This is a genomic window from Microbacterium sp. LB12 (genome assembly GCF_037150835.1).
Classification (GTDB): domain Bacteria; phylum Actinomycetota; class Actinomycetes; order Actinomycetales; family Microbacteriaceae; genus Microbacterium.
Genome location: NZ_JBBCPF010000004.1, coordinates 78,442 through 92,360, shown reverse-complemented (window position 1 = coordinate 92,360; position 13,919 = coordinate 78,442). Strand labels below are relative to the sequence as shown.

The window sequence follows — 13,919 nt, the reverse complement described above, 5'->3', positions numbered from 1 at the left end:
CCCCTTGACACGGATCCACCGACATGCGTCCGGCGGGTCAGGAGGGGCGCTGCGAGCTCTGTCGGAGCAGGATCCGCACCGGCAACCGGGCGACGATCGGCGCGGAATCCGGGCGCTCCAGGCGGCGCGCGAGCACCTGCACCGCGGCCCGGCCGAGCTCGATCATCGGCTGCCGGATGGTCGTCAGCGGAGGGGTGGACAGCACGGCGGCCTCGATGCCGTCGAACCCCGTCACGAGCGTGTCCTCCGGCACCCGCACCCCGGCCGCGCGGAGCGCATCCATCGCACCGAGCGCCATCTGGTCGTTCGCCGCGATCAGCGCGGAGGGCACCACGGCACGGAGCAGTTCCTCGCCGGCGCGCCGGCCCGAGGCGCGGGTGAAATCGCCGCGCACGACGCTCACGGCATCGAGCGGGATCCCGGCGTCGGCCACCGCGGTCGCGAACCCCTCCCACCGCTGCGCGCCATCGGGCGAGTCTGCCGGCCCGGCGAGGAACGCCAGCGGACCGTCGCCCACCTGCGCCAGGACATGTCGGGTGAGTTCGGCCATCGCCTCGGCGTTGCCCACCAGCACGTGGTCGTAGTCGTCACCGCGCGGAGGCCCGGACAGCACCACCACGGGGATGCGCCGCGCCAGCCCCGCCAGCACGTCGTCGGGCACGCTGCTCGCGAGCACCATCAGCCCGTCGACACGGCCGGCCATGTCGCGCACGATCGACCGGTCGGGGTCGTCGCGCCCCACGCCGACCATGAGCACGAACCCCTGCTTCCAGGCCTCGAGCTCGGCCCCCCGCAGCACCTCGTCGAGGAACAGCATCGTGGCATGGTCGCCGTCGTCCGCATCGCCGTGGACCACGGTGAACGGCGGTGCCGTCTCGGCGGAGAGCGCGTCCAGCGCCGGCGCCTCGTCTGCGGCGTCGAACCCGGGGAAGTACAGCCCGAGCACCCCGGTGCGACGCTCGGCCAGGCCGCGGGCGCTGCCGCTGGGCACGTAACCGAGCGCGGTCACGGCATCGAGCACGCGCTCACGAGTGGCCGGACGCACCGCATCCGGCGAGCGCAGCACCCGCGAGACGGTGGCGATCGACACTCCGGCACGGTCGGCGACGTCATAGACGGTCGCTGCCTTGCTCACGATCAGGCTCCCCTCGGTCCGCCACCAGGTTACCCACCCCGCTCCGCCGGCCTCTCCCCTCCACCCCCTCGCCTCACCCCACCCCTCCCCTCACGGAAACTCGCAGAACTGCAGAAACTTCGCAGAGATCCGCGGAACCGCTGCGAGGTTTCTGCTGTTCTGCGAAGTTTCGTCGGGGGTCAGCGCGCGGCGAGGGCCGCTTGGTAGAGGTCGCGGGACGAGAGACCCGTGAGCGCGGCGACCTCGGACGCCGCATCCTTCAGCCGGATACCGTCGGCGACGAGCTGCTGCACCTGAGCCAGGGCATCTTCCGGGGAGATATCCCGACGCGTCGCCCCCTCGACCACGACCACGATCTCGCCCTTGACGCCGTTCTCGGCCCACGCGACGAGCTCGGACGCCGTGCCTCGGCGCACCTCTTCGTACATCTTTGTGAGCTCGCGGCACACGGCGATCCGCCGCTCGTCGCCGAACGCCGCACCCATGTCGGCGAGCGAGCTCGCCAGGCGGGAGGGCGACTCGAAGAACACCATCGTGCGGGGCTCGGCGGCGAGTGCGCGAAGAGTCGAGCGCCGCTCCCCCGGCTTGCGCGGCAGGAACCCCTCGAACGTGAAGCGGTCGGTGGGGAGGCCGGAGATCGCGAGCGCCATCAACACCGCGCTCGGTCCGGGGATCGCGGTCACCGTGACCCCCTGGGCCACCGCCTCGGCGACGAGCCCGTAGCCGGGGTCGCTCACGGTCGGCATGCCGGCGTCGCTCATCACGACGATGTCGGTCTCCACCGCGAGCGACGCCAGCTCGGCGGCCTTCTGCTTCTCGTTGTGGTCGTGCAGGGCGATGAGCCGGGGGCGGTTGTCGATCTGGAGAGCCTTGAGCAGGCGCTGCGTCGTGCGCGTGTCTTCCGCGACCACGACCTCGGCGTTCTCCAGCACCTCCACGAGGCGCCGCGACGCGTCGCCGAGATTTCCGATCGGAGTGGCGGCGAGGATGATCACCCGCCCAGCTTAGGCGGAGCGGTCTGCAGCCGATCGAGAAGCCCCGTTGTCTAGGCTGGACCGGTGACCGCACCCGAGCCCCTGCTTCCCCCGACGGAGGAGCGGTCGACGCGCTACGGGCAGCTCCGCGATCGGCTGCTCGGCGATCCGGACTGGGGACGCGCGATCCGGTGGCTCGCTCCGCTCGTGATCACCGCCGTCGCCGCGCTGCTGCGTCTGGTCAACGTCGCGCACCCCCACCAGCTCGCGTTCGACGAGACCTACTACGTCAAGGACGCCTGGTCGCTCTGGACCCTCGGCTACGAGGGCACCTGGGGAGAGAACGCGAACGACGCGTTCGTCACGCTGCGCGAGCTGCCCCTCTCCGATCAGGGCGCGTTCATCGTGCATCCCCCGCTGGGCAAGTGGCTCATCGCGCTCGGCATGGCGATCGGCGGCCCCGACAACAGCGGCGGCTGGCGACTGGCGACCGCGGTGCTGGGCACGGGATCCGTGCTGCTGGTGTACCTGATCGCCCGACGCCTCAGCGGCTCGATCGTCGTCGCGAGCGTGGCGGGCACACTGCTCGCGATCGACGGGCTCAGCATCGTGATGAGCCGCATCGCCCTGCTCGACGGCATCCTCACCTTCTTCGTCCTGCTGGGGGTGCTGTTCGTGCTGATCGACCGGCAGCGCACGATCCCCCTGCTCGAGAGGCGCGACCCCGACGCACCCGATCCGTTCTGGGGTCCGGTGCTCTGGCGTCGCCCCTGGCTGATCGCCGCGGGTGTCGCGCTCGGTGCGGCGTGTGCGGTCAAGTGGTCGGGCCTGTACGTGCTCGCCGGCTTCGGACTGTACGTCGTGATCACCGATGCGCTCGCGCGACGCCGCGCCGGCGTCGTCCTGTGGCCGACCGCCGCTGCTTTCCGCCAGGGGCCCGTCTCGTTCGTGCTGCTGGTCTTCCCCGCCCTCGCCGTGTACCTGATCAGCTGGACCGGATGGCTCGTGACCGCGGGCGGCTACGACCGGCAGAGCGACGCGAATCCGCTCATCGCCCTGTGGAAGTACCACCAGTCGATACTCGGCTTCCACGTCGGACTCACCCGGGGGCACCCGTACGCCAGCCCCGCGTGGGAGTGGCCGTTCCTGCTGCGCCCGACCGCGGTCTGGGTCGACTCCGACCCCACCGGCTGCGGAACCGACCACTGCATCGGCGTGATCTCGGCGATCCCGAACCCGCTCATCTGGTACGCGGGCGTCGCTGCGGCGGTCTACCTGCTGTACCGCCTCGTGCGGGGCTGGATCACGAAGCAGCCGGTCGGCCCGGAGCTGAGCATCCCCCTCGTCGGCCTCGCCGTCACGTACCTGCCCTGGTTGATGTTCCCCGAGCGGACGATCTTCCAGTTCTACACGGTCGTGATGATGCCGTTCCTCGTGCTCGCCCTCGCGATGACATTGCGGATCATCGCCGGGAGACGGGAGGATCCGCTGCACCGACGGCAGTCCGGTGAGCGCACCGTGATGATCTTCCTCGCCTTCGTGGTGCTGGTGTCGGCGTTCTTCCTTCCCCTGTGGACCGGGATGAGCGTGCCCTACGACTTCTGGCGGCTGCACAACTGGATGCCCGGCTGGGTGTGACGGGTCAGGAGCAGGACCGCGAGCGCGGCGGCAGTCAGGACTGACGCGACCCAGAACGGAGCGCGCAGCCCCCACCCCGCGCTGAGCGCCACCGCCCCGAGCACAGGTCCGACGGCCGCCCCGACGTTGAGTGCCGCCGTGGCGTACGAGCCGCCCATCGTGGGCGCGCCCGATGCCGCGTAGAGCACGCGGGTGATCACCGTGCTGCCGACCGCGAACGACAGGACGCCCTGGACGAAGACGAGCGCGAGGAGCGCGGCCGGGACGGAGGCGAGCGCCGCCAGCACGACCCAACCCGTGAGCAGCAGCGGTCCGCCGACGAAGAGCACGAGGCCCGGCTGTCGGTCGGAGAGCCGGCCCGCGAGCGTCACTCCCAGGAAGGAGCCGACGCCGAACAGCACCAGGGCCACCGGCACCCAGATCTCCGCGAGACCAGCGGTCTCGATGACCACTGGCGCGAGGAACGTGAAGGCCGCGAAGGTGCCGCCGTTGATCAGCGCGCCGATGCCCATGGGCAGCAGCAGATGCGGCGTCGCCAGTTGACGGAGTTCGGAGCGCAGGCTCGGCGATGCGCTGGATCCCTCCGCCGCGTCCGCTGTGCGCGAGACGCCGCGTGCGACACCGACGATCGCGGGAACGCACAGCAGGGCGACGGCCCAGAAAGTCGTCCGCCATCCCAGCGCTGAGCCGAGCATGGAACCGGCCGGCACCCCGGCGACCGTGGCGACCGTGGTTCCGGCGAGCAGGATCGCCAGCGCCCGCCCCTTCCGGTCGGCCGGAACCATGTCCGTCGCCGCGCGCAGTGCCACCGCGAGGAAGCCGGCGTTGGCGAGAGCCGCGAGCACGCGCGTCAGGAGCAGGACCGGGAACATCGCGGTCAGTGCCCCGACGACGTGGCACCCGGCGAACAGCGCGAGGCACACGATCAACGTGCGTCGCGGCGGCCATCGACGAGCGGACGCGGCCATCAGCGGCGCGCCGACGACCATGCCGACGGCGAAGGCCGAGGTGAGCAGTCCCGCTGTGCCGACGGAGACGTCGAGATCGGCCGCGATCGCCGGCAGCAGACCCGCGAGCATGAATTCGGATGTGCCCATGACGAAGACGGCAAGGGCGAGCAGATAGAGAGCAGAGGGCATGGGAGTACTCCGAGGTGAGAGATCAAGAAGGGGGCTTCTCGTCACCACGGCCGGCATCCGGAGATGCGCAGCTACAGGGTCGCAGCTATCAGCGCACGGGGCCGGCGGTGTGACCGACGGCCCCCGATTCGTCTGACTCGGGACTCGACATGCTCGAACTCTATCGCGCTAGGGACCGTCGTCGGTCGCGACGTGATCCACCAGCGGCAGCACGCGACCCGAGAGGTGCGTGCGCATCGCGATCGACGAGGCGGTGCGCGCGACCCCCGGCACCAGGGCCACCCGATCGAGCACCTCCTGCAGCCGCGTGGCGTCGCGCGCCACCAGCCGCAGCTGCATGTCGCTCGCCCCCGTGACCGTGTGCATGTCGACGATCTCGGGCACCGCATCCGCGAGCGCCGTGGCCACCTCGTCGTGGCCCACCTTCTGGTCGATCTCGACCAGGCAGAACGCGACCACGCCGTAACCGAACCCGGCGGGGTCGATGCGCGGCACGATCGCCTCGATCACCCCGCCCTCGTGCAGGCGTGCCAGGCGGCTCGTCGCGGTGCCGCGGGCGATCCCGAGGCGGCGCGCGCACTCCAGGATCGGCAGCTGCGGCGACTCCGTGAGCAGCCGGATGAGCTGGGCGTCGAGGCGATCGATCCGCACGACTACTCCCGCACCACGCCGGGGCGCGCGACCGCTCTCGTCGCCCGCGCGACCACGAGGAGCACCGCGGTGAGACCGAGGGTGAGTAGCAGCTGCGTGCGCGCCGCCTCGTCGATCATCGAGAGCGCGGTCACCGCAGCCAGCAGCACCAGGCACAGCCATGACAGCCAGGGGAAGCCCCACATCCGCATGGGCATCACCTCATCCGCACGATCGGCACGACGGCGCAGGATGATCTGCGACACGGCCGTCGCCGTCCAGATCACGAGCAGGGTCGAGCCGACCACGTTGAGCAGGGCGGGCAGCACCACATCGGGGAACGCCCAGTTGAGACCCACCGTCACGAATCCGAAGGCGACCGATGCCAACACGGCGACGAACGGCACGCCCTTGAGGCTGGTGCGGGTGGCCGCCAGCGGAGCGAGACCGCGCTCCCCGAGCGAGTACGCCATGCGCGAGGCGCCGTAGATGTTCGCGTTCATGGCCGACAGCAGCGCGATGACGACGATCAGATCCATCACGAGACCCACGCCGGGCACGTTCAGGGTGTCGAGCACGGCGGAGAACGGCCCGTCCTTCACCGCCGGGTCGTTCCAGGGCAGCACGGCGACGATCACGAAGATCGAGCCGACGTAGAACACCAGGATGCGTACCAGCACCTCGCGGACGATGCGGCGGATGTTGCGGGCGGGGTCGTTCGACTCGGCCGCGGCGATCGCGACGACCTCGGTCCCCCCGAACGCGAACACCACGATCAGCAGCGCCCCGGCGATGCCGGTGATGCCGTTCGGGGCGAAGCCGCCGTTGTCGACGAGGTTCGCGATGCCGGTGGCGGGCAGGCCGGGGATGAGGCCGACGATCGCGCACACCCCGACCACGAGGAACGCGATGATCGCGGCGACCTTGATCGCCGCGAACCAGAACTCGAAGCGGCCGTAGTTGCGCACGCCGAACAGGTTCACCGCGGTGAGCGCCACCACGAAGATCAGCACCCACGCCCACGCGGGGATCCCCGGTGTCCAGGCCGAAACGATCCCGCCGGCGCCGGTCGCCTCGGCCGCGATCACGACGACCAGCTGGATCCAGTAGAGCCAGCCGACCGCGCTGCCCGCGCTGCGCCCCATCGCCTTCTGCGCGTACGAGCTGAACGCACCGGAGCTCGGTCGCGCGGCGACCATCTCGGCGAGCATCGCCATCACGAGCACGACGATGCCGCCCGCGACGAGATACGAGACCAGCACAGCCGGGCCGGCGATGCTGATCGCCTGACCCGATCCGACGAACAGGCCGGCGCCGATCGCGCCGCCCAGCCCCATCATCGAGATCTGGCGTCGGGTGAGCCCCGGATGCAGGCCCTTGGTGGTCGTGGTGGTCGGCGGCACCTCGGTGGAGTGAACTGCGGTGGCATGAGCTGCGGTGGCGTGAGCTGCGGTGGCGCGGGACTCGGTCGCCCGGTCGCCGGTCATGCGCCGACCTCGACGCGAGCAGCGGTGAGCGCTGCCTCGACGCGGTCGATGTCGTCCGCGGAGCCCGCGGAGATGCGCACGCCCTCCCCTGCGAAGGCACGGGCGACCACGCCGCCCGCCTGCAGCAGACCATCCAGCTCCTCGGTGCGATCCGCCGACGGCACCCAGACGAAGTTCGCCTGCGAGCGGACGGCAGGCCAGCCTGCGGCGGTGAGCGCGGCATGCAGCCGGTCACGCTGCGCGACCACCTCGTCGATGCGCGCCGCGAGCTCGTCTTCGGCGTCCAGCGACGCCAGCGCCGCTGTCTGGGCGAGGTCGGTGACGCCGAACGGCACGGCCACCTTGCGCTGGTTCTCGGCGACGTCGGCCGGGGCGATCGCGTAGCCGATGCGCAGACCGGCGAGCCCGTACGCCTTCGAGAACGTGTGCAGCACGGCCACATGCGGATGCCGGTGGAACAGCTCGATACCGGCACCACGGCTCTCGGTGCGGTCGAAGTGCACGTACGCTTCGTCGATCACGACCAGCACATCGTGCGGCACGGCGGCGACGAAGCGTTCCAGCTCGTCGGCCCCGACCACGGTCCCCGTCGGGTTGTTCGGATTGCAGACGAAGATCAGACGCGTGCGCGAGGTGATGGCCGCTAGCATCGCGTCGAGATCGTGCCCGTGGTCGGCGTCGAGCGACACCGGGACGGGCGTGGCACCGGCGATGCGCACGAGCGACGGGTACGCCTCGAACGAGCGCCACGCGAAGATCACCTCATCGCCCTCGCCGGCCACCGCATGGATGAGCTGGGCGGCGATCTCGACCGAACCCGCCCCCACCGTCACCTCGGACGCGTCGACGCCGTACCGCGCGGCGAGCCGTTCGCGGAGGACGGCGGCGCTCATGTCGGGGTAGCGGTTGATGCCCTCGAGGCGGTCGCGCACGGCCCGCACGACCGACGGCAGCGGCGGATGCGGCGACTCGTTCGAGGAGAGCTTCGACGCACCGGCCGGGGCTGCGCGCCCCTGCCGGTACGCGGGAACGGCGTCGAGTCCTGCGCGGGAGGGAAGGGGCATCGTCAGAGCATCCTTGCTGTGAGTCGGTGGCGGCCCGAGCGGCGCCGCCTGCTGTCGCGCAACAGTAGAACGGATGCGAGGCACTGGGCAATCGGTGCATCGAATGCTGCGCAGGTCGCGCAATCAACGACCGCTTGACCGCTTCACGCTAGGCAGTCTGCACAGCCGCAGCGGCGAGGCGGAACCCGATGCCGACCGCCACGAGATCGGTCTCGTAGGCGCCGTGCCGTCGGGCGCAGCGTGCCAGGTCGACGTCGTGACGGAACGCTCCGCCGCGCGTGATGTGGGGATCGGCGGCCCAGTCCTCGACCGCGGCAACGTCGGCCGGGGCGCCGGGGTACGGGGCGTACAGCGTCGAGGTCCACTCGTCGACGTTGCCCGCCAAGTCGAGCACCCCGAAGGGACTGGCGCCATCGGGGAACGACCCGACGGGGGTGGTGGCGCCGAGCCCGAGGTCGTGCAGATTCGCCCGACCGCGCACGTACTCGTCACCCCAGGGGAACTCCCGGGTGTCGTCGCCGCGGGCCGCCCGCTCCCACTCGTCCTCGGTCGGCAGCCGCACCTCGTCGCCGAGCTGCGCGGCGGTCCACTCGGCGAACGAGGACGCCTCTGCCCAGGTGACCCCGACGACCGGATGATCGTCGATCCCTGGAATGGCACGCGCACCCGTCTTCGCAGCGAACTCCGCCCACTGCGCGACCGTCACCGGGGTGCGGGCGAGACGGAACGCCGGGACGGACACGCGCGTGCGCGGCGTCTCCTTCTCGTACCACGCGCGCGGAACCCCGGTATCGGCGTAGCGTGCGGTGAGCGCGTCGACCTCGTCGGCCGGCGTCCCCCGCTGCACGTCGCCCGCCGGGATGTCGACCCAGTCGGTCCGCACCCTGCTCATCGGCGTCCCCTGCTCATCGGCGTCCCCTCGCACTCGTGTGGCTCCCAGCGTAAAGGCCTCGGCCGGGACGAGGGCCGAACGCCGGCGAGCCACCCGCAGCGGATACGATCGCCGGATGGGGACACCGGCAGGATTCGAGTACGTCGTTCGCGGAGACGACGTCGTCATCCGTCATCACGGCATCACCGCGACCGTGCTTCGCGGCGCGCGGGCGCAGGACTTCCTCGCCGAGGCCGCGCTCGGCGACGCCCAGCTGCTGATGGCGAAGACAACCGGGAACTACCGCCGCGGCACGGAGCGCACTGCGCGACGCCATCCCCGCAACCAGGGCTGATCCTCAGCGCGTCGGCGACACGTCAGTCGGGTCGCTCACCGGCAGTCGGCACACGAACGCGCGACAGTCGTAGGCGCGTTCCGCGGTCGCGTCCTTGCCCTCGAACAGCTCGAATCCGGCATCCGCGAAGGCTCTCGCCTGCGCCGGGGTGACCACGGTCACGACCTCGGCATCGGCACCCCTGGCGGCCGCGGCGAGAGCGCCATCCTGCGCGGCAGTGACCACGACGAGTTGACGGGGAGGCACGGCGAGACCGGCCGCGACCCGCAGCAGCGTGCCGTGGGCGAACGGCTGCTCCCGCGAACGCTCGGCGAGAGCGCGAACCGTCTCCACGGCGGCGACACGGTATCGGTCGCCCGCACCCAGCCACCACGCCGTGAGAGCCGCGCCGGCCACCGCCGCGGCATCGGAGGGCAGGTCGCCGTCGGTCTGGTCGGGCGAGGTGGCGATCCCCTGCGCCGACAGCAGCGGGTCATCGCCGGCGGTGCCGTCGAGAGCCCGGTCGAGGATGCTGCGTGCCGTGACCGCCCACTCCGCCCGCCCGGTCGCCAGGGCGAGCGCGAACAGTCCGTCGGCGAGGAGGCCCAGATCGGCGGCGGTCGCCACCGCCGCCGATGCCCGTCCGTCGAGCGATGCCCGCACGAGAGCGCCCGCGGCATCGCGGTTCCCCCGCAGCACCTCGTCGGCGGCGGACGCTGCCGCATCGATCCAGCTCTGCTCGCGGAGGGCCGCTCCTGCCCGGGCGAGCGCACCGATCGCGAGCCCGTTCCAGCCGGTGATCACCTTGCCGTCGACGGCCGGGGGCTCCAGCTCCCCACGCTCGGCGACCGGACGACGGTAGTACCCGCCCTCATTGCGCGCACCGTCGATCGTCGACTCCGAGTCCTGCGCCGCCCCGAACCCGCCGCCGTCCCGCCGCAGCACGTCGACCAGGAACGCGGCGATCCCCCGCGCGGTCGCGTCATCCCCCGCATCCAGCGCGACGTCGAGCAGCTGCGCGTTGTCGGTCAGCATCCGCTCATAGTGCGGCACGCTCCAGTCGCGCTGCGTCGCGTAGCGGAAGAAGCCGCCGTCGGCATCCCGCAGGTCCGAGTCCGCCATCGCGGCGAGCGCCCGCACTGCCGACGCCGCCGCATCCGGGGCGGCGTCCCGCACGAGCGGATGCTGCAGGAACCGCAGCGTCGTCGCCACCGGGAACTTCGGGGCACCGCCGAAACCGCCGAACTGCGGATCCTCCCGTTGCGCGATCGCTTCGGCCGCGGTCGAGAGCGCCACCACGTCGGGCAGCTCCGACGGCGCGGACTCCGCCGCACGGGCGAGCGCGTCGGTCACCGCATCCGCCGACTCCTCGGCCTGCGTCCGCCGCAGCATCCAGGCTTCTCGCGCCGCGGCGAGCACGTCACGGAACGCCGGCAGCGGAGGGCGGGCCTCGGGAGGCCAGTAGGTGCCCGCGTAGAAGGCGCGGCCGCGCGGGGTGGCGAAGACCGTGAGCGGCCAGCCGAGATTCTGCGTGAACGCCGACGCGGCGGCCATATAGGCACCGTCGACCTGCGGATGCTCCTCCCGGTCGACCTTGACCGCGACGAAGTCCCGGTTGATGAGATCCGCCGTGGCCGGGTCGGCGAACGACTCGCGCGCCATCACGTGGCACCAGTGGCACGTCGAGTACCCGATCGAGATCAGCAACGGCACGTCGCGACGCTGCGCCTCCGCGAACGCCGCCTCACCCCAGGGATACCAGTCGACGGGATTGTCGGCATGCGCGCGGAGGTACGGGCTGAGCGTGTCGGCGAGCCGGTTGGTCATGACTTCACGCTACGCCGCGCGCAGCGGGCGAGGCGAGGCCCGGGTCAGCCGACGAGCAGCTCGACCGGACGCGAGGCCGCATATCCCACGAGCGGCAGAGCGCGGTCGGCAGCCAGCGCGATGCGGGCCTGCAGCACCTCGGAGGAGATCTCGTAGCCGTCGAAGTCGGTGTTGCTGGCGTAGACGCCGAGCGGCAGCGTCAGCGCCTGGAAGAACGCGAACAGCGGCCGCAGCTGGTGCTCGATGATCAGGGCGTGCTTCTCGCCGCCGCCGGTCGCCGCAAGCAGCACCGGCTTGCCGACCAGGTCGTACTGGCCCACGAAGTCGAACAGGTGCTTGAAGAGACCGGTGAACGACGCCCGGTAGACCGGGCTTCCCACGATCAGCAGGTCGGCGGACTCGATCGCCTGCAGCTGCGCCTCGACCTCGGGCGGCAGCTGGTCGCGCTGCAGCGCACCCGCCAGACCCGGACCGATCTGCGTGAGCTCGATGAGCTGCGACTCGACCTCGGCGCGCTCGGCGATCGCGGCCGTGATCGCACGGACGAGGGCGGTCGTCTTGCTCGGCTCGTGCAGGGAACCCGACACGGCCACGACGCGGAACGGAGCTGTCATGCCTCGACGGTACTCACGACGACGCCCCGTGTCGCGCGATGCGACACGGGGCGTCATATGGCCGGGGACCTGCCGGTCAGTGCCCGAAGGCCCTGCCGTCAGTTGACCTCGTCGGGGTGCGAACCCACACGGCCGGAACCGTCGAGCGGGTCGAGCGCGTCGGGGCTCGACGATCCCGCGGTCAGTTCACCTCGTCGGGGTGCGAACCCACACGGCCGGAACCGTCGAGCAGGTCGAGCGCGTCGATGGCCGCGATCTCGGCATCGGTCAGCTCGAAGCCGAACACATCGAGGTTCTCCCGCAGACGTTCGGCCCTGACCGACTTCGGGAAGACGATGATGCCCCTCTGCAGGTGCCAGCGCAGCACCGCCTGTGCCGGGGTGACCCCGTGCGCCGCCGCCGCATCCGCGACCGCCGGCGTGCCGAACAGGTCGTACTTGCCCTGGCCCAGCGGGCCCCAGGCCTCGATGCGGATGCCGTGCTCGTCGGCCCAGGCCACCACGTCACGCTGCTGGTACGCGGGGTGCAGCTCGATCTGGTTCACGGCCGGCACGACACCGGTCTCCTTCACCGTGCGCTCCAGATGCGGCACCAGGAAGTTCGAGACGCCGATGCTGCGGGTGAGCCCTGCCTCGCGCAGCTCGATGAGCTTCGCGAACGCGTGCACGTAGTCGTCCTTGGCCGGGGTGGGCCAGTGCACCAGGTACAGGTCGACCTTCTCCAGGCCGAGCTTGTCGAGGCTCTCCGCGATGGCCGCACGCGGCTCCTCGCCGTGGTGGCGGTCGTTCCACAGCTTCGTCGTGACGAACAGCTCGTCCCGTGCGATGCCGGACGAGGCGATCGCCGCGCCCACACCCTCTTCGTTGCCGTAGATCGCGGCCGTGTCGATGTGGCGGTAGCCGATCTCCAGCGCCTCGCTCACCGCGCGCTCGGTCTCTGCCGGCGGCACCTTGAAGACGCCGTAGCCGAGCTGCGGGATGGAGTTGCCGTCGTTCAGTTCGAGTGCAGGAATGGTCATGCCTCCAGCCTAGAACGGGGTTTCGGCACCGAGGCCATAGCGACCGCTCCCTTTCCGACCAGCCGCTCCAGTGGACCCCGCCCGAGGAACATCGACCAGAGCGTCGTCATCAGCAGCAGCCCGAGAGCGGTCGCCAACCAGAACTCGTTGCTGGAGAAGAACGCACCGGGCCCGCCGACCGCGACGATCGAGATGACATGCGCGCTGTATGCCGTCAGCGGCATGGAACCGAGCGCACCGAGGGGCAGGAGCACCCAGCGCAGAGGCCGGCTCAGCAGCAGGCACAGCGCGATGACCGCGACCGCGAAGCCACCGGAACCCAGGATCTCGGCCGTGCCGCCGCTGTGGGGCTCGACCCCGAACACGGCGCGCAGCACGGCCCCGAGCGGGTCGGCCTCGGCGAGCGCACGCGGGTAGTCCGCCCAGCCGGTCGGCGTCTCCCAGGACCCGTCGGAGCCATCGACGAACGAGCTGCTCCCGCCGGAGGAGGCGGCACCGGCGGCCTGTCCGACACCGCCGAGCCCGTATCCGATCACGGCGAGCGAGAACCCGACGCCCAGAGCGATCCACGCGGTGCGCACCTGCTCCACGCGCAGTCGGCCCAGCGCCATGCCGCCCAGCACGAACGCCATCCAGACGGTGATCGGATAGGTGCCGAACAGCACGAAGCTGATCCCGGACCCGTAGGGATTGAGCATGAGGGCGTTCAGGAACGCCAATACCGCGGGCCCTGCGAGAGCGAGCACCGCGGCAGCCGTCAGCAGCTGCCACGGCCGCCAACGCAGGAACGGGATCACCGCCACGTACAGCAGGCCGTAGAGGGTGAGGATCACCGCGATCGAGGTGTTCAGCATCTCCAGCGTCAGACCGATCACGAAGATCACGGCGCCGCGGCCGATGAGGTTCAGTCGGATGCTCGGCAGTCGCTCGGGCTCGGGGAGCTGGTGGCGTCCGGTCATCAGCGCGATCGAGATCCCGGCGAGTACCGCGAACAGGATCGAGGAGCGCCCGTGCACCAGGTCGGTCCACGTCGCAGGGTCGCCCCAGTCGAAGGTCCTGGTGTCGCCGATGTGCGCGCCGGCCATGCCGAGGATGGCAAGCCCTCTGGCGATGTCGAGGCCGAGGATGCGCGGGGGCCGCCCGAATCCGCGGAACCAGCGGACGGGAGCGAGAGCGTTGATCACCAGA

At 71.1% G+C, this 13,919-nt stretch carries 13 protein-coding genes; 2 read left to right on the top strand and 11 right to left on the bottom strand.

Features of this window, described 5'->3' with window-relative positions:
- Positions 1-37: 37 nt before the first annotated feature.
- Entirely contained in the window at positions 38-1,135 is a 1,098-nt protein-coding gene (locus WFM69_RS09055) for a LacI family DNA-binding transcriptional regulator (protein WP_337003809.1), read from the bottom strand.
- A gap of 179 nt (positions 1,136-1,314) precedes the next feature.
- Positions 1,315-2,130: a 16S rRNA (cytidine(1402)-2'-O)-methyltransferase gene (gene rsmI / locus WFM69_RS09050; protein ID WP_337003808.1), complete on the bottom strand. Its 816-nt coding sequence runs from the start codon at positions 2,128-2,130 to the stop codon at positions 1,315-1,317.
- A gap of 63 nt (positions 2,131-2,193) precedes the next feature.
- Between rsmI and WFM69_RS09045 the strand changes: the two genes are divergently transcribed.
- Entirely contained in the window at positions 2,194-3,747 is a 1,554-nt protein-coding gene (locus tag WFM69_RS09045) for a dolichyl-phosphate-mannose--protein mannosyltransferase (RefSeq protein ID WP_337003807.1), read from the top strand.
- Here WFM69_RS09045 and WFM69_RS09040 read toward each other — a convergent pair.
- From WFM69_RS09040 to WFM69_RS09020, 5 genes are all read right to left on the bottom strand, one after another.
- Positions 3,702-4,886, bottom strand: coding sequence for a Cmx/CmrA family chloramphenicol efflux MFS transporter (locus WFM69_RS09040; protein WP_337003806.1), 1,185 nt, complete (start codon positions 4,884-4,886; stop codon positions 3,702-3,704). The two genes, WFM69_RS09045 and WFM69_RS09040, sit on opposite strands and share 46 nt — an antisense overlap.
- Before the next feature lie 168 nt (positions 4,887-5,054).
- Entirely contained in the window at positions 5,055-5,537 is a 483-nt protein-coding gene (locus WFM69_RS09035) for an Lrp/AsnC family transcriptional regulator (RefSeq protein WP_337003805.1), read from the bottom strand.
- 2 nt (positions 5,538-5,539) lie between these two features.
- Positions 5,540-7,003: an amino acid permease gene (locus WFM69_RS09030; RefSeq protein WP_337003804.1), complete on the bottom strand. Its 1,464-nt coding sequence runs from the start codon at positions 7,001-7,003 to the stop codon at positions 5,540-5,542.
- Positions 7,000-8,067: a histidinol-phosphate transaminase gene (gene hisC, locus WFM69_RS09025; protein WP_337003803.1), complete on the bottom strand. Its 1,068-nt coding sequence runs from the start codon at positions 8,065-8,067 to the stop codon at positions 7,000-7,002. The genes WFM69_RS09030 and hisC overlap by 4 nt, the downstream gene beginning before the upstream one ends.
- 148 nt (positions 8,068-8,215) lie before the next feature.
- Positions 8,216-8,959 carry a formylglycine-generating enzyme family protein gene (locus WFM69_RS09020; protein WP_337003802.1) on the bottom strand — a complete coding sequence of 248 codons (744 nt, stop codon included), beginning with the start codon at positions 8,957-8,959 and terminating at the stop codon, positions 8,216-8,218.
- A 115-nt stretch (positions 8,960-9,074) separates the two neighbouring features.
- On the opposite strand from WFM69_RS09020, the gene WFM69_RS09015 reads away from it, so the two are divergent.
- Positions 9,075-9,293, top strand: coding sequence for a hypothetical protein (locus WFM69_RS09015; RefSeq protein ID WP_337003801.1), 219 nt, complete (start codon positions 9,075-9,077; stop codon positions 9,291-9,293).
- A 3-nt stretch (positions 9,294-9,296) separates the two neighbouring features.
- Here WFM69_RS09015 and WFM69_RS09010 read toward each other — a convergent pair whose 3' ends face one another.
- The 4 genes from WFM69_RS09010 to WFM69_RS08995 form a co-directional block, all read right to left on the bottom strand.
- Complete coding sequence (locus tag WFM69_RS09010; RefSeq protein ID WP_337003800.1) at positions 9,297-11,099, bottom strand: thioredoxin domain-containing protein; 1,803 nt, start codon at positions 11,097-11,099, stop codon at positions 9,297-9,299.
- Between the two features lie 44 nt (positions 11,100-11,143).
- Complete coding sequence (gene msuE, locus WFM69_RS09005; RefSeq protein WP_337003799.1) at positions 11,144-11,713, bottom strand: FMN reductase; 570 nt, start codon at positions 11,711-11,713, stop codon at positions 11,144-11,146.
- 181 nt (positions 11,714-11,894) lie between these two features.
- The gene (locus tag WFM69_RS09000; protein ID WP_337003798.1) at positions 11,895-12,731 is read right to left on the bottom strand and encodes an aldo/keto reductase; all 837 of its coding nucleotides are present in this window, start codon (positions 12,729-12,731) and stop codon (positions 11,895-11,897) included.
- The gene (locus tag WFM69_RS08995; protein ID WP_337003797.1) at positions 12,728-13,915 is read right to left on the bottom strand and encodes a heparan-alpha-glucosaminide N-acetyltransferase domain-containing protein; all 1,188 of its coding nucleotides are present in this window, start codon (positions 13,913-13,915) and stop codon (positions 12,728-12,730) included. Before WFM69_RS08995 ends, WFM69_RS09000 begins: the two co-directional genes overlap by 4 nt.
- Between the last annotated feature and the right edge of the window lie 4 nt (positions 13,916-13,919).